Origin of the sequence: Mesorhizobium sp. GbtcB19, from assembly GCF_019091085.1 — a bacterium.
GTDB lineage: Bacteria > Pseudomonadota > Alphaproteobacteria > Rhizobiales > Rhizobiaceae > Mesorhizobium.
Genome location: NZ_JAGXJY010000003.1, coordinates 12148 through 25631, shown reverse-complemented (window position 1 = coordinate 25631; position 13484 = coordinate 12148). Strand labels below are relative to the sequence as shown.

The 13484-nt window shown below is 64.0% G+C and carries 20 protein-coding genes; 5 read left to right on the top strand and 15 right to left on the bottom strand.

Annotated features, from left to right (window positions below):
- Nucleotides 1-34: 34 nt before the first annotated feature.
- From KVT37_RS06955 to ureC, 9 genes are all read right to left on the bottom strand, one after another.
- Nucleotides 35-802, bottom strand: a complete 768-nt coding sequence (locus KVT37_RS06955) for a class II aldolase and adducin N-terminal domain-containing protein (protein ID WP_127226684.1) — start codon at nt 800-802, stop codon at nt 35-37.
- Between the two features lie 74 nt (nt 803-876).
- The gene (ureG, locus tag KVT37_RS06950; protein WP_217571007.1) at nt 877-1509 is read right to left on the bottom strand and encodes an urease accessory protein UreG; all 633 of its coding nucleotides are present in this window, start codon (nt 1507-1509) and stop codon (nt 877-879) included.
- Nucleotides 1506-1946: a DUF3995 domain-containing protein gene (locus KVT37_RS06945; protein WP_217571005.1), complete on the bottom strand. Its 441-nt coding sequence runs from the start codon at nt 1944-1946 to the stop codon at nt 1506-1508. Before KVT37_RS06945 ends, ureG begins: the two co-directional genes overlap by 4 nt.
- Nucleotides 1943-2614: an urease accessory protein UreF gene (locus tag KVT37_RS06940; protein ID WP_217571839.1), complete on the bottom strand. Its 672-nt coding sequence runs from the start codon at nt 2612-2614 to the stop codon at nt 1943-1945. The genes KVT37_RS06945 and KVT37_RS06940 overlap by 4 nt, the downstream gene beginning before the upstream one ends.
- Nucleotides 2607-3212 (bottom strand): urease accessory protein UreE, encoded by a 606-nt coding sequence (locus KVT37_RS06935; RefSeq protein ID WP_217571003.1) that lies wholly within the window; start codon nt 3210-3212, stop codon nt 2607-2609. The genes KVT37_RS06940 and KVT37_RS06935 overlap by 8 nt, the downstream gene beginning before the upstream one ends.
- On the bottom strand, nt 3209-3814 hold the full coding sequence (locus KVT37_RS06930; RefSeq protein WP_217571001.1) for a glutathione S-transferase family protein: 606 nt from the start codon (nt 3812-3814) through the stop codon (nt 3209-3211). The genes KVT37_RS06935 and KVT37_RS06930 overlap by 4 nt, the downstream gene beginning before the upstream one ends.
- Nucleotides 3815-3858: 44 nt before the next feature.
- Nucleotides 3859-4452 (bottom strand): hypothetical protein, encoded by a 594-nt coding sequence (locus KVT37_RS06925; RefSeq protein WP_217571000.1) that lies wholly within the window; start codon nt 4450-4452, stop codon nt 3859-3861.
- A 62-nt stretch (nt 4453-4514) separates the two neighbouring features.
- On the bottom strand, nt 4515-5009 hold the full coding sequence (locus KVT37_RS06920; protein WP_217570997.1) for a DUF29 domain-containing protein: 495 nt from the start codon (nt 5007-5009) through the stop codon (nt 4515-4517).
- A 65-nt stretch (nt 5010-5074) separates the two neighbouring features.
- Nucleotides 5075-6790, bottom strand: a complete 1716-nt coding sequence (gene ureC / locus KVT37_RS06915) for an urease subunit alpha (protein WP_217571837.1) — start codon at nt 6788-6790, stop codon at nt 5075-5077.
- 194 nt (nt 6791-6984) lie between these two features.
- Here ureC and KVT37_RS06910 point away from each other — a divergent pair, with 194 nt between their 5' ends.
- The gene (locus KVT37_RS06910; RefSeq protein WP_217570995.1) at nt 6985-7356 is read left to right on the top strand and encodes a hypothetical protein; all 372 of its coding nucleotides are present in this window, start codon (nt 6985-6987) and stop codon (nt 7354-7356) included.
- 117 nt (nt 7357-7473) lie between these two features.
- Nucleotides 7474-7959, top strand: a complete 486-nt coding sequence (locus tag KVT37_RS06905) for a hypothetical protein (RefSeq protein ID WP_217570993.1) — start codon at nt 7474-7476, stop codon at nt 7957-7959.
- A gap of 20 nt (nt 7960-7979) precedes the next feature.
- Here KVT37_RS06905 and KVT37_RS06900 read toward each other — a convergent pair whose 3' ends face one another.
- From KVT37_RS06900 to KVT37_RS06880, 5 genes are read right to left on the bottom strand one after another with little or no spacing between them, the layout of a single operon-like run.
- Nucleotides 7980-8285 (bottom strand): urease subunit beta, encoded by a 306-nt coding sequence (locus KVT37_RS06900; RefSeq protein ID WP_217570991.1) that lies wholly within the window; start codon nt 8283-8285, stop codon nt 7980-7982.
- Between the two features lie 9 nt (nt 8286-8294).
- Entirely contained in the window at nt 8295-8888 is a 594-nt protein-coding gene (locus KVT37_RS06895; protein WP_217570989.1) for a HupE/UreJ family protein, read from the bottom strand.
- Nucleotides 8889-8913: 25 nt separating this feature from the next.
- Complete coding sequence (locus KVT37_RS06890; RefSeq protein WP_217570987.1) at nt 8914-9165, bottom strand: DUF1272 domain-containing protein; 252 nt, start codon at nt 9163-9165, stop codon at nt 8914-8916.
- A gap of 10 nt (nt 9166-9175) precedes the next feature.
- Entirely contained in the window at nt 9176-9478 is a 303-nt protein-coding gene (locus tag KVT37_RS06885; protein ID WP_217570985.1) for an urease subunit gamma, read from the bottom strand.
- A gap of 21 nt (nt 9479-9499) precedes the next feature.
- Nucleotides 9500-10381: an urease accessory protein UreD gene (locus tag KVT37_RS06880; protein WP_217570983.1), complete on the bottom strand. Its 882-nt coding sequence runs from the start codon at nt 10379-10381 to the stop codon at nt 9500-9502.
- Between the two features lie 204 nt (nt 10382-10585).
- Here KVT37_RS06880 and KVT37_RS06875 point away from each other — a divergent pair, with 204 nt between their 5' ends.
- The 3 genes from KVT37_RS06875 (at nt 10586) to KVT37_RS06865 (ending at nt 12908) form a co-directional block, all read left to right on the top strand.
- Nucleotides 10586-10840, top strand: a complete 255-nt coding sequence (locus KVT37_RS06875; RefSeq protein ID WP_027167033.1) for an acyl carrier protein — start codon at nt 10586-10588, stop codon at nt 10838-10840.
- A 4-nt stretch (nt 10841-10844) separates the two neighbouring features.
- Nucleotides 10845-12053, top strand: coding sequence for a beta-ketoacyl synthase (locus KVT37_RS06870; RefSeq protein ID WP_217570981.1), 1209 nt, complete (start codon nt 10845-10847; stop codon nt 12051-12053).
- Between the two features lie 150 nt (nt 12054-12203).
- Complete coding sequence (locus tag KVT37_RS06865) at nt 12204-12908, top strand: glutathione S-transferase family protein (protein WP_217570980.1); 705 nt, start codon at nt 12204-12206, stop codon at nt 12906-12908.
- A gap of 73 nt (nt 12909-12981) precedes the next feature.
- Here KVT37_RS06865 and KVT37_RS06860 read toward each other — a convergent pair whose 3' ends face one another.
- A complete protein-coding gene (locus KVT37_RS06860) occupies nt 12982-13323 on the bottom strand; it encodes a hypothetical protein (protein ID WP_217570978.1) in 342 nt (113 codons plus the stop codon).
- Nucleotides 13324-13484 lie beyond the last annotated feature (161 nt).

Below are 13484 nucleotides of genomic sequence, written 5' to 3'. Positions count from 1 at the left end.
CCTTCTCCCCGTGAACGGGGAGAAGGGAGAAAGATCAATTCCGATAAACCGGCTCTTCCTCGTCGAGGATCGCCTTCAGCTCGGCGAGATGGCGCTCGGCCTGGCCGGGGTAGTCATCCATCTCGCGTGCGGTCTTCTCGGCGATCTCGTCGGAGAGCGTGCGCAGCGGCCGGCCGGTCCACAGCGCCTTGATGTAGGTCTCGGCGGCGCGCTCGAAATAGAACATGCGGTTGAAGGTGTCGGCGACACTGTCCCCGATGACCATGACGCCGTGATTGCCCATGACCATCACCTTGACCTTGGGGTCGGTCAGAAGCTGCGAGCAGCGCTCACCCTCTTCCTCGAAGGCCAGCCCGCCGTAATTGGCATCGACGACGTGGCGGTTGAAGAACATGGCGGAGTTCTGATCGACCGGCGGCAAGGTCGAGTCGGCCAGCGAGGCGAGCACCGTGGCATGGATCGAATGGACATGCATGGCGCAGCGCGCATGCGGTACGTTGCGATGAATGGCGCCGTGCAAGCCCCAGGCCGTCGGATCGGGCGCGTTGGGGCCTGACAGTGTTTCGGGATCGTTGGCGTCGATCAGAAGCAGGTCGCTGGCCTTGATGCGCGAGAAATGCACCTGGTTCGGGTTCATCAGGAATTTCGTGCCGTCCTCGTTGACCGACAGCGAGAAGTGGTTGGCCACCGCCTCATGCATGTTGAGCCGCGCCGTCCAGCGGAAAGCGGCGGCGAGGTCGACCCGCTCCTCATAATAGGGCAGGTTGCTCAGCGGTTCCTTGTGCAGGCGGGCAAGGCTCATCGAAAATCCTCCTGTTTGCGAGACAATGCCGCGCTGAACGGCTGCCAGCAACCGCAAACTGGTAGGTCAGCGGATCAAGCCGCCGGGCGCGCCGACTGCAGGCCGCCATGCTCTACGATGAAGTCGATGACCTCCTTGAGGCCCTTGCCGCGCGACAGATCGGTGAAGCCGAAGGGGCGTTTGCCGCGCATGCGGCCGGCATCGCTCTCCATGACGTCCAGATTGACGTTCACATAGGGCGCCAGATCGCTCTTGTTGATGATGAGGAAATCGGAACGGGTGATAGCCGGGCCGCCCTTGCGCGGGATCTCCTCGCCCTGGCAGACCGAGATGACATAAAGGGTCAGATCGGCAAGGTCGGGCGAGAAGGTGGCGGCGAGATTGTCGCCGCCGGACTCGATGAAGATGATGTCGAGGTCGGGGAATTTCTTGTTCAGCTCGGCGATCGCCCGCAGATTGATCGAGGCGTCCTCGCGGATGGCCGTGTGCGGGCAGCCGCCGGTCTCGACGCCGACGATGCGCTCCTCGGGCAATGCCTGTAGCCGCGCGAGCATCATCGCATCTTCCTTGGTGTAGATGTCGTTGGTGACGACGGCGATGGAGAAATCGTCACGCAGCGCCTTGCAGAGCTTTTCGGTGAGCGTCGTCTTGCCCGAGCCGACCGGACCGCCAATGCCGATGCGAAGAGGGCCGTTTTTCGACGTCATGCCGGAAACTCCGAGATAGCGAGAACTGCAAAGCCCAGCCCGATCAGCAGGCAGAGCGGCGAATAGAGGCGCTGGTCGAGCCGCGCGAAAGGCTGTTCGGAGGCGAGCCGGCGCCACCAGGGCGTGAAGCCGGCAATGCCGCGTCCGAGAAAGACGAGACCGATCATCAGCGCCGTGGCGGCAAGGCCTTCCCTTGGAAAGGGCGTGGCAAAGACGCCGGCGAGCGCCAGCGGCCAGAGCGTCGCCAAAACCAGGCAGGCTGCGACGGCGAAGCTCGCGAATGCCGACGGCATCTCGTCCACGCCGCGAAAGCCGACGACGGCGCGGGCACAGGATGCCTGATCCGTGCCCGGCCAGATGCCGCCTATGCCCCAATAGACATGCAGCGAGGTGATCAGCAGCAGGACCAAGGAGAGGATGACGGCGAGGATGGTCATGAGCGGAACAGCCGCGAATATTGTGTTTCGTGCCGCATCGCCGCTATGTCGGACATGAAGGCCGCGCCGCCGAGATCGTCGAGCGTCGACGCCGCGGCGCGGGCAGCCGTGGCAATGGCCAAGGGCTCGAAGCCGGCTAACAATGCGACGGCGTCGGTTTGACCAACGACGCCGAGCCTGATCGCCGCCTGCACGAGGTTGGAGAAGAAAGCCTGCAGGAAGGCGGACAGCGCATCTGGAAGGCGGATGCCGCCGCTGCCGGCAACGGCGCCGACGGCGACGCAATAGGGGCAATCGGCCGGCAAATGTTGCAGCACCGGAGACGGCCAGGCGGACGCAGCCTGGAGAAAGGCCGTGCCTTGCAGCATGGTTTCGAGATGACGTTCCTGCGAACCGGCGAGCGCCTCGGCCAGCGCGGCAATCTCGCTGAGATCGCCGCCGTCACGCGCGCGGCGCCAGCTTTCGGCGAAGAGCACGGCGTCGTTCCAGCCGGAGCCGATTTCGACCAGCGTCCCCAGCCAGCCGGCGAGATCCTGGCGGTTGGCGATCAGCCCGTCCTGCACGGCGCGTTCGAGGCCGTGGCTGTAGGAAAAGCCGCCGACCGGAAAGGCCGGCGACAGCCAGGCCATCAGGCGCAGCAACGCGACGCTGGAAGCCTGCTCAGTCATGGTGATGGTGGTGACCATGGTCGTGGTGGTGATGGTCGTGCGAATGGTCATGATCGTGATTATCATGGCCGTGGTGTTCGTGGTCATGATCGTGGTCATGGCCATGGTGGTCATGCGAATGGCCGTGATCGTGGCCGGAATAGGCGCCGCGCACGGGACTGAACGGTTGCGAGACCTCGTTCACGGTGGCGCCGAGGCCTTCCAGCATAGCCTTGATGACATGGTCGCGCAGGATGAGGATGCGGTCGGCCTCGATCGCCGCCGCGAGATGGCGGTTGCCGATGTGCCAGGCGAGCTCGGCGAGGTGAACGGCATCGCGGGCGCGGATATCGTAGACCTCCTCCGGCGCGGCGACGATTTCGAGCTGGCGGCCATCCTCCAGCACCAGCCGGTCGCCATCAGCCAAGGCCACCGGCTCGGGCAGGTCGACCAGCACCTTGTCACCGGCTGCCGTCTCGATGGCGCGGCGGCGCAGATGCCGCTCGTCATGCGGCAACACGGCCTTGTCATAGGGCGCCGCCGGTCCGGCTTCACCGGCGGGAAGAACCGAAACGGCGCGCGGGAACTTGGTGAAGTCGGTGGTGATGTTGAGCTTCATTTCATGGATCCGCCATTGGCTTGTGCCCTGGAACGTGCGGGGCGCTGAAGGACACGGTCGAAATAAGTATTCACCCGATCGGACTCGATCGGGAATCGCCCGGCGCGAGCCCACGCCCCCATGTCGCCGAGCAGCACGTCGACAGCGGAGAACCGGTCGCCCAGTGCATAGGGCCTGTCGCCGAGCCGCCGATCCAAGGCCTTCACTTCGGAGGCGAAATCATAGAAGGCAGCCGGGCCGACATCGACCCGCACTTCCTTGGGCAACAGGAAGCGGTGGCGCAGCTTGTTCCACAGCGGCGCTTCCAGCTCGCTCTGGGCGAAATGCATCCAGGAATCCATCTCGGCGCGGCCGGCAAGGCCGGGATTGGCGCCCATGCCTTTGTCGGCATGCTTGTCCGCCAGATAGACGCAGATCGCCGCCGAATCCGTGACTTCTATATCGCCGTCGATCAGGATCGGCACCTTGCCGGAGGGGTTCAGCGCATAGGCTTCCGGCGAGCGCAGCTTGACCTCGACGAACTCGTAGGGCTGCCCGAGCTCCTCGAGCATCCAGAGCACCCGGCTGACGCGGGAGCCACGCGATCCGACGGCCTTGTACATGGTTTGACCCTGCATTTGCGGCAACTCTAGACCATCCCCGGCGGTCAGACGATGGTGTCGAAGAGCCGGAGGATGAAGGATATCTGATAGATGAGCGCGGCCGCAACGAAGGCGATGTGGAAGCGTTTGTCGCGCACCAGGATCGCGACAAGGCAAAGCGCGACGAAGACCGGGGTGCGAAACAGATATTCGTTGCCGAAGCGGGCGAAATGCTCCGGACCTTTGAGCAGCGTGTCGATGACGTCGAGCAGATAGGTTGCCGCGAGAAGGCCGAAGAACCAGGCGCGGCGCGAGTAGAAATAGTCCTCGTAGCTGGTGTAGTCGAGCATCGAATCCGGGAACAGCAGCGCGCACATCAAAAACAGCGTGATGGCGTAGAAGATGATGAAAAGATATTTGCCGAAGGTCCAGTTCTCGATGGCGTAGAGCCCGAACTCCCACCACCAGAAATGCACCAGCATCAACAGCACCGAGGCGACCCAGGCGAGATGCACTGCATAGATCCGGTACTGGCCGGGATGCTGGACGATGCGGGCGGTTCCCGAAAGCAGCCGGGTGACGCCAAGACCGATCACCATGCCCATGACGATGCGAATATGCGGGAAGATATCGTGCGGCGAGGCTATTTCGGTGGGCATGGCCAACTAACAGGGCTCTCGATGCTGTGAGGCCAGCCAAGAGGCCAATCCAAGGGGATGTTTCATTCGCGAATAAGTTTGTCCGACGACCAAGGAATGCCAGGGAAAAAATCATGATCGAGAATTTGGCTGATCGTGTACGGGCAATCGACGGGAAAATCCCGCTCTCTCAGACCGGTCTCATCGGCCGCTTTCAACTTCGCTATTCTGAATTCCTGACCAAGTTGTTTTCCTGGATAGGCTTTCAGGCTAGGACTCTCGTCGAGCAGATTTGCGATCCGAAATCGCTGTTCGTGGATCGTCGCCAACCATCCGGTCTTGCGTCTTTCAGGCTGAAATTCCCATTTGAGCAAATGCTGGAGCAAGGTGCCCAACCTGCTCGCAATTTCCCTTTTGTCGCTCCGCCCCAAGCTCTCGATCTCCTCAGCAAGATTCTCGCGATCGAGGTCGGAGAGACGACCTTCACGCAATAGTGCGCCCTGCTCGGCGCACCACTGAGCATAGTCGGTCTCGTAGGGCGTAGACTTATGCCGGCGCTGTATCTGGATCTTGTTCATGATCACATAATGCGCTGTTTTCGATCTCAAGCCAATCGCAGCTGTGCCAACCCTGCGATTTGGCATCAAAACAGGAAATACCGCTGCGCCATCGGCAGCACCGTCGCCGGCTCGCAGGTCAACAGCTCGCCGTCGGCGCGCACTTCGTAGGTTTCGGGATCGACCTCGACATGCGGCGTGGCGTCGTTGAGCACCATGGAATGCTTGCCGATGCCGCCGCGGGTGTTCTCGACCGCGATCATCGCCTTGTCGACGCCCAGCCTGCCCTGCAGGCCGGCATCGAAGGCGGCCTTGGAGACAAAGGTCACCGATGAGTTGGTCAGCGCCTTGCCATAGGCACCGAACATCGGCCGGTAATGCATCGGCTGCGGCGTCGGGATCGAGGCGTTCGGGTCGCCCATGGGTGCCGCGGCGATCGAGCCGCCGACAAGCACCATTTCGGGTTTCACCCCGAAGAAGGCCGGGTTCCACAGCACCAGATCGGCGCGTTTGCCGGCCGTTATCGAGCCGATCTCCTTCGACAGGCCGTGCGCGATAGCCGGGTTGATCGTGTACTTCGCGATGTAGCGGCGGACACGGAAATTGTCGTTGTCGCCGGTTTCCTGCGGCAGCGATCCGCGCTGGCGCTTCATCTTGTCGGCGGTCTGCCAGCAGCGGATCGCCACTTCGCCGACACGGCCCATGGCCTGGCTGTCGGACGAGATGATCGAGAAGGCGCCGATGTCGTGCAGGATGTCCTCCGCCGCGATCGTCTCCTTGCGGATGCGGCTCTCGGCGAAGGCGATGTCCTCGGGGATCGACGGCGACAGATGGTGGCACACCATCAGCATGTCGAGATGCTCGGCCAGCGTGTTGACCGTATAAGGCCTGGTCGGATTGGTCGAGGACGGGATGACGTTGGGCAGGCCGCAGACCTTGATGATGTCGGGCGCGTGGCCGCCGCCGGCGCCTTCGGTGTGGAAGGCGTGGATGGTCCGGCCTTTGATCGCCGCCACGGTGTTCTCGACGAAGCCGGATTCGTTCAGCGTATCGGTGTGGATCATCACCTGCACGTCGTAATCATCGGCGACCGACAGGCAGCAGTCGATCGCGGCGGGTGTCGTTCCCCAGTCCTCATGCAGCTTCAGCGAGCAGGCGCCGGCCAGCACCATCTCCTCGAGCGCCGCCGGGCGCGAGGCATTGCCCTTGCCGGACAAGCCGATATTCATCGGGAAGGCGTCGAAGGACTGGATCATGCGCGCCATGTGCCATGGGCCGGGCGTGCAGGTGGTGGCTAAAGTGCCGTGGGCAGGGCCGGTGCCGCCGCCCAGCATCGTGGTGATGCCGCTCATCAGCGCTTCCTCGATCTGCTGCGGGCAGATGAAATGGATATGCGCGTCGAAGCCGCCGGCCGTGAGTATCTTGCCCTCGCCGGCGATGATCTCGGTGCCGGGACCGATGATGATGGTGACGCCGTCCTGCGTATCGGGATTGCCGGCCTTGCCGACCGCGGCGATGCGGCCGTCCTTCAAGCCGATATCGGCCTTGAGGATGCCGGCCAGCGCGTCGACGACAAGCGCATTGGTGATGACGGTATCGACGGCGCCGCCCGCCCGCGTGACCTGGCTCTGGCCCATGCCGTCGCGGATGACCTTGCCGCCGCCGAATTTGACTTCCTCGCCGTAAACGGTGAGGTCCTTCTCGACCTCGATGAACAATTCGGTGTCGGCGAGCCGCACCTTGTCGCCGACCGTCGGGCCATACATCTGCGCATAGGAAGCGCGGGTTATCCTGGCCATCAGCGATTGCTCCTGGAATTCAGGTTGCCAAAAATACGGTTGTTGGAGCGCGGGCTGCACATTGTCGCCATCCAATGGTCACGCAATGACCCGCTCGGCGACACCTTGCGCGCCCATTTGGCGGTTGAGGTGCGCGAGTCAGCCCAAAACGACCGTTTGCCAAACCGATGGCCAAATTGATGATGGAAGGAATATCCATGCGCAAAACGATTTTTCTCGCCGCAGCCGCCACCCTGATGATGGCGGGCGCTGCCAGCGCCCAGCAGCAGCCGACGCCGCAGCCCAGCCCGGCGGCGCCCGCCGCACCAAAGACCCAGCCCGCGGTGCCGGCGATCCAAAGCGTCAGCATCGTCGACATCACCGAGCTGCCCAAGGACGCGCAGACGCAGGTCAACCAGATCGTGGCGCAGCGCGGCGATGCCGGCCTGCAGACCTTGCGCAAGTCGATCGACGCGACGCCCAAGGTGAAATCCGCGCTCGAAGCCAAAGGCGTCAGCTCGGCGCAGGTAATCGCCGCCAGCATGCAGCCCAATGGCGCGCTGACACTGATCACCAAAAAGGCGAGCTGATTGCGCGCCAGGGCGGGCCGCCTCGCGGTCCGCCGGCCAGCTTTTGCAGGGAACCTGAGGCCAGGCGGGACCGTTTGCCTTCTTTCGCCCCGTCACGAGTTCAGTCAGGAGCGAGCGATGGCGAATGCCCCTCGCCTCGAAAGATACATGCCGGCGGTCGTTGCCGCGCTTGTTCTGGCCACGCCACAGGCCGCCTTCGCGGCGCAGCCTCTGACCAATGACAAGCCCGTCTCGGTCATTGTCGATTCGAACATCCGGCAGGAAGAGACCTCCTCGAAAACCGAGGCCGGAAAAATCATCACGGCCATCGACCGCACCCGCGAAAACATCGGCACGGTGCGCAAGACCACCAAACTCGACACGGTCGATATCGTGTTCCTGACCGACGCGGCGCGCAGCGAAGGCGGGCCGCCGCCGGCCATCGAGAACAAGGTGAAACAGCATAAGGATGATGTCGCCGAACTGCGCCAGGAGATCGAGGCGAATGCCCTGCTCTTCAATGCGATCGATTCGCGGCGCGTGCTCGCCGAGGACGTGCTTGCGGTCGAGTTCGACAATCCCGGCAAGATCGTCATCTACGCCGCCGCCAAGCCGCCGAAATGAGTTGAGCACAGCGGCGGACGTCACAGCTTGCCCATCACCTTCTGCTGAAAGCCATAGACCTCGCGCTTGCCGCCCAGCGGCACCAGCGTGACATCGCGCTCCTGCCCCGGCTCGAAGCGCATGGCGGTGCCGGCGGCAATGTCGAGCCGCATGCCGCGCGCGCGTTCGCGGTCGAATTTCAGGCCCTCATTGGTCTCGAAGAAGTGATAGTGGCTGCCGACCTGGACCGGACGGTCGCCGCTGTTGGCGACCTTGAGCGTGACGGTCGGCCGGCCCGTGTTGAGTTCGATCTCGCCCTTGGCCGGGATGACTTCGCCGGGGATCATCGCACACCCTCACAAAACGCCGAAGGCAAGGCCGACGCCGACCGCCGCGCAAGCCGCGCCGGCGGCGCGCGCCAGGCCGGGGTAGCGCAGGCCAAGGCCGAGACCGGCCGCAATGCCGGTGCCGTGGAGCAGCGCCGTGGCGGCCGCAAAGCCTGCGATGTATTCCAGCCCGCCGGCATTTTCGGGCACCTCCGTGCCATGCGCATGACCGTGAAACAGCGCGAACAGGCCGATGATGGCGACACCGGCCGAGACCGGCAGGTCGATGGCCAGCGCCACCAGAAGGCCGAGCGCCACGACGGAAGCGAGGATGGCCGGCTCGACGAAAGGCACCGGCACATGCAGCATGCCGAGCCAACCGCCGGCCAGCATCACGCCGAAGAAGGCAAGCGGCCAGGCCCAGACCGCCTTGCCGCCCTTCATCGCTGCCCACAGGCCGACAGCGAGCATGACCGCCATATGGTCGACGCCGGACAGCGGATGCGCGAAACCGGCGGCGAAGGACGAGGTCGTGCCGACGCCGACATGAGCGTAGGCGGGCATCGCCGCTGCAAGCAACAGAATGGCCGCCAGCGTGCTGCGTTTCGTCGAAGCGGAGATCATATTTCTACCCTTCCAAATCATGTGGTTATGCGGCCCTGCGCGCACAGCCTTCGGCCTTGAGCACGCGTTTGGTCGATGGCGGATATTTCGTCAGCTTGGCCGCCGGCCGGATCGGCCGCGGCGCGAAATTGCCGCCGCAATTTGGGCAGACGCCGCCCAGCACAGTGTCGACGCAGCCGGCGCAGAAAGTGCATTCGAAGGTGCAGATCAGCGCATCGGTCGCTTCCGGCGGCAGGTCCTTGTCGCAGCACTCGCAATTGGGTCGCAATTCCAGCATCGGTCCCTCCTCAGCGGATCGGTTCATGCACGGTCACCAGCTTGGTGCCGTCGGGAAACGTCGCCTCGACCTGGACGTCGTGGATCATCTCGGCGATGCCGTCCATGACCTGGCCGCGGGTGACGACATGGGCGCCGGCTTCCATCAGTTCCGCGACGGGGCGACCGTCGCGCGCGCCTTCGACGACGAAGTCGGTGATCAAGGCGATGGCTTCCGGATGGTTCAGCTTGACGCCACGCTCCAGCCGCTTGCGCGCCACCATCGCCGCCATGGCGATGAGCAGCTTGTCTTTTTCACGCGGCGTCAGATTCATGCAATGTCCCGGTATTCGATCTCAGAGTGACCACAATTTGGGCAGGCCCGCCCGTCCATTGAGCAGTTCGACGAGCGGAACCAGCCGTTTGCGGAGCTGGTAGCCGTCGCCGGCGCAAAGCCTCGCAAGAAGCTTGCCAGATCGGCCGACGCGCCAGAAACTGGCGCCGCCCGAACCGCCGGTGGTTGAGTCGCCGATGATGGCGCGTGCCGGCTCCAGCAGGCTTTCCGCCTGCGGCGAAACGAGCAGCAGCGTGGCGATGGCAAGCGCAGCGCCCGTCGCCGCTGGCTGTTGGAGCGTTGCCGCGATGCGCGGGCCGACCCGGAAATCCTCCGCATGGATCAGCGCGCCGCCCTGGCGGATCCGCCAGCGGTCGTGGAAACTGCCGTTGACCGTACTTTCACCCATAGCCAGCCGGCCGAACAGCGTCGCTTCCAGCACCAACGCCTCAGCGTCCTCGACAAGCTCGACATCCAGCGTGCGGGCGAAGGCGGCATTGTCGAAAACGATGGTTTCCTGCGGCAGCCAGGCGATGCGGCCGCCGGGACCGACGCGCAGGCCGACGCTCGTCTGCGCCCTGTCGGCGGCGGCGCGATAGACCTTCTCGCAGGCCTGGGTGGTGACGGAAGCCGAAGCGCCGGCGCCAACCTCGATCGTCCAGCCGAGGCGGTCGCCACCGGTCAGCCCGCCGGCGGTGTTGATCAGCACCGCCTCCAGCGGATCGCCTTGCACGGCCGGCAGGCGGATTTTGGCCGATCCGTCCTGGTAAAGGCGCTGCAGGCGGGTGCGGCCACCGCTTTTGCCGCAGAAAAGCCTGCCTAGCCCGGCAACACGTTGCGCGGCAGGCAAGGGGGCGGCGTCCGAAGGCGAGGCAGATTGGGGTGCCAGGGTGTTGTCGATCATGTCCACGACCCCAGGTTAAGCACTCCGGCGGCTTTGTCGATATATCGCTTGTTGCTTGACATCGTTTCGGTTTCTATAGAGGGAAACCATCCTGGAACGGTCGCGCGGTGTATGGCGAGGCAACGGCAACGGCGTTTGTTGGATCCGGGGATCAAAAAAGGGGCGCTGATCAGTCGGCGTCGGGAACGACAGGGAAGGAACCGAATGGCTGACCAGCTGACGACCGAGATCATCGAGAAGATCAAAGCGCATGCCGATACCGGCGGCGAGGAGATCACCACCAGCACCGATCTCAGCACGCTTGGCATCCATTCGCTGGAGCTGACGGAGATCATCTTCGACCTCGAGGAAAAATACGGCATCGAGATCGAGATGAACACGGTCGACGCCTGGAGCAATCTCAAGAACGTCGGCGACATGGTCGAGGCGGTTCGCGAACTGATCGCGAAAAAAGCCTGATTGCATGCAAAAACGCGTCGTCATCACCGGCATTGGCGGGATTTGCGGGCTTGGCAACGACGTGCCGGCGATGTGGGACGCCATGCGCGCCGGCCGCTCGGCCATTGGCACCATCGAGAATTCGTCGCTGCATGACCTGAAGGTCAAGGTCGGCTCCGAGGTCAAGGCATTGCCGGACCACGGCATCGACCGCAAGCAGCTGGTGTCGATGGATCGCTTCAGCCTGCTGGCGGTGATCGCGGCCCGCGAAGCCATGCGGCAGTCCGGACTGACGGCGCATGCCGACAACACCTACCGGATGGGCGCGATCGTCGGCGTCGGTGTCGCCGGTTTCGAGACCATCGAGGAAAATTATCGCGCAATCCTGGTCGAAGGACGCAACCGCGCCGCCATCTTCACCGTGCCGAAGGTGATGCCGGGCGCGGCAGCCGGCCAGGTAAGCATGAATCTCGGCTTGCGCGGACCCGTCTACGGCGTCACCTCGGCCTGTTCGTCGGCCAACCATGCGATTTCCACGGCGGTCGACCAGATCCGGCTTGGCCGCGCCGACGTGATGGTCGCGGGCGGTACCGAGGCGCCGCTGGTGTGGGGCGTGCTCAAGGGTTGGGAAGCGCTCCGGGTGCTTTCGCCCGATACGTGCCGGCCCTTCTCGGCCGACCGCCAGGGCCTTTCGCTTGGCGAAGGCGCCGGCATGGCGGTGCTGGAAAGCTACGATCACGCCATGGCGCGCGGCGCCACCATCCTGGCCGAGATCGCCGGCGTCGGCCTGTCAGCCGATGCCTCCGACATCGTCGCGCCCACCATCGAGGGACCGGAAGCGGCGATGCGCTTCTGCCTGGCCGATGCCGGGCTCAATCCCGAAGACGTCGACTATCTCAACGCGCACGGCACCGGCACCAAGGCCAACGACCAGATCGAGACCGCGGCGATCAAACGCGTCTTCGGCGAGCATTCCCGTTCGCTTTCGGTGTCCTCGACCAAGTCGATGCATGCGCATTGCCTCGGCGCTTCCGGCGGACTGGAGATGGTCGCCTGCGTGATGGCGATCCGCGAGGGCATCGTGCCGCCGACCGCCAATTTTCGCGAGCCGGACCCCGAATGCGACCTCGACGTGACGCCGAACACGGCGCGCGAGCGCAAGGTGCGCGCGGCGCTCAGCAACAGCTTCGCCTTCGGCGGCACCAATGCGGTGCTGGCCTTCAAGGCGGTCTGACCACAGTCCCGGTTGACTGTTTGTCCATGGGCGACCGGCGCCTGGTGTATTGATCCTAGCCGGCCGGGATCCTAATTCTTTGCCACCCGCCATATTCGTTGCCACCCATTATGAGCGCCGCCCGGCGCCGATCCGCATCCGGAGTTTCCGATGACCGACCTGTCCGCCTTTCCGATCGCCAAGCGCTGGCCGGCCAAACACCCCGAGCGCCTGCAGCTCTATTCGGCCACGACGCCTAATGGCGTGAAGGCCTCGATCGCGCTGGAGGAGATCGGCCTGGCTTACGAGCCGCATTACGTCGATATCGGCAAGAACGAGAGCTGGACGCCGGAATTCCTGTCGCTCAACCCGAACGGCAAGATACCGGCGATCATCGACCCGGACGGCCCGGGCGGCAAGCCCATCGGCCTGTTCGAATCGGGCGCCATCCTGCTCTATCTGGCCGACAAGACCGGCAAGCTCATCCCTGCCGATCCGGCGCGGCGTTACGAGACGATCCAGTGGGTGTTCTTCCAGATGGCGGCGATCGGCCCGATCTTCGGTCAGGTCGGCTTCTTCCATAAATTCGCCGGACGCGAAATCGCCGACAAACGGCCGCTGGAGCGCTATCGCGACGAGTCGCGGCGGCTGATCGGCGTGCTGGAGACGCGGCTGAAGGGCCGCAAGTGGATCATGGACGACGACTACACCATCGCCGACGTGTCGATGCTGGGCTGGGTGCGCAATTTGATCGGGTTCTACGAGGCGCGCGAACTGGTCGGCTTCGACGATTTCCCGACCGTCGCCGAATGGCTGGAGCGCGGCCTGGAACGGCCGGCGGTGAAGCGCGGCCTCACCATTCCGGCGAGGGGCTGAAAGCGGTTTCAGGAAAGGGGCGGTAGAGCTCGGCGACTTCGCCGCAGCCTTCCGTCCGGAATTGCGTAACGGCCTATTTCGCCTTGGCCTTGGCGCTACCGCGGCCGAACACGGAGGCCGCAAGCCGCGCAGTGGCGACGACCGCACCTGTCGCGACGGTTGCCACGGTGCGGATCGGACCCGAATTCTTTGCCGCCGGCTTCGGATGCTTCACGCTCTTGGCCGCGACCTTGTGGGCCGCTGCCTTGTGAGCTGCGCCTGGCGTCACTTTCTTCGGCGCCGCCTTGCCGAAAGCCGGCTTGGCGTCCTTCGATCGCTCGGCGATCGCCGGGCCGGCGTCAGTCTTGGCCTGCGTCGTCCTGGATTGGTTGCTCCTGGTTTTTTTGGGAGCGGGTTTTCTGCTGTTGGTTGCCATCTGACGGCTCCTGCTGTTTTCTCTTCACAATTCCGGGCGGAAAGCGCTTCCGCGCCTTCCTGGAATTGCTCCGGCGCCGGACAATTCGGGATAGGGGCATAACGGCGTGAAAAGCTTAAAGTTCCCGCCGGAAAATATTGAAAATTGAGCAGGTTAACCAA

Coding starts and splice junctions, on each gene's coding strand:
- KVT37_RS06955 (WP_127226684.1), bottom strand. CDS start 802: ATGAGCCTTGCCCGCCTGCACAAGGAACCGCTGAGCAACCTGCCCTAT.
- ureG (WP_217571007.1), bottom strand. CDS start 1,509: ATGACGTCGAAAAACGGCCCTCTTCGCATCGGCATTGGCGGTCCGGTC.
- KVT37_RS06945 (WP_217571005.1), bottom strand. CDS start 1,946: ATGACCATCCTCGCCGTCATCCTCTCCTTGGTCCTGCTGCTGATCACC.
- KVT37_RS06940 (WP_217571839.1), bottom strand. CDS start 2,614: ATGACTGAGCAGGCTTCCAGCGTCGCGTTGCTGCGCCTGATGGCCTGG.
- KVT37_RS06935 (WP_217571003.1), bottom strand. CDS start 3,212: ATGAAGCTCAACATCACCACCGACTTCACCAAGTTCCCGCGCGCCGTT.
- KVT37_RS06930 (WP_217571001.1), bottom strand. CDS start 3,814: ATGTACAAGGCCGTCGGATCGCGTGGCTCCCGCGTCAGCCGGGTGCTC.
- KVT37_RS06925 (WP_217571000.1), bottom strand. CDS start 4,452: ATGCCCACCGAAATAGCCTCGCCGCACGATATCTTCCCGCATATTCGC.
- KVT37_RS06920 (WP_217570997.1), bottom strand. CDS start 5,009: ATGAACAAGATCCAGATACAGCGCCGGCATAAGTCTACGCCCTACGAG.
- KVT37_RS06910 (WP_217570995.1), top strand. CDS start 6,985: ATGCGCAAAACGATTTTTCTCGCCGCAGCCGCCACCCTGATGATGGCG.
- KVT37_RS06905 (WP_217570993.1), top strand. CDS start 7,474: ATGGCGAATGCCCCTCGCCTCGAAAGATACATGCCGGCGGTCGTTGCC.
- KVT37_RS06900 (WP_217570991.1), bottom strand. CDS start 8,285: ATGATCCCCGGCGAAGTCATCCCGGCCAAGGGCGAGATCGAACTCAAC.
- KVT37_RS06895 (WP_217570989.1), bottom strand. CDS start 8,888: ATGATCTCCGCTTCGACGAAACGCAGCACGCTGGCGGCCATTCTGTTG.
- KVT37_RS06890 (WP_217570987.1), bottom strand. CDS start 9,165: ATGCTGGAATTGCGACCCAATTGCGAGTGCTGCGACAAGGACCTGCCG.
- KVT37_RS06885 (WP_217570985.1), bottom strand. CDS start 9,478: ATGAATCTGACGCCGCGTGAAAAAGACAAGCTGCTCATCGCCATGGCG.
- KVT37_RS06880 (WP_217570983.1), bottom strand. CDS start 10,381: ATGATCGACAACACCCTGGCACCCCAATCTGCCTCGCCTTCGGACGCC.
- KVT37_RS06875 (WP_027167033.1), top strand. CDS start 10,586: ATGGCTGACCAGCTGACGACCGAGATCATCGAGAAGATCAAAGCGCAT.
- KVT37_RS06870 (WP_217570981.1), top strand. CDS start 10,845: ATGCAAAAACGCGTCGTCATCACCGGCATTGGCGGGATTTGCGGGCTT.
- KVT37_RS06865 (WP_217570980.1), top strand. CDS start 12,204: ATGACCGACCTGTCCGCCTTTCCGATCGCCAAGCGCTGGCCGGCCAAA.
- KVT37_RS06860 (WP_217570978.1), bottom strand. CDS start 13,323: ATGGCAACCAACAGCAGAAAACCCGCTCCCAAAAAAACCAGGAGCAAC.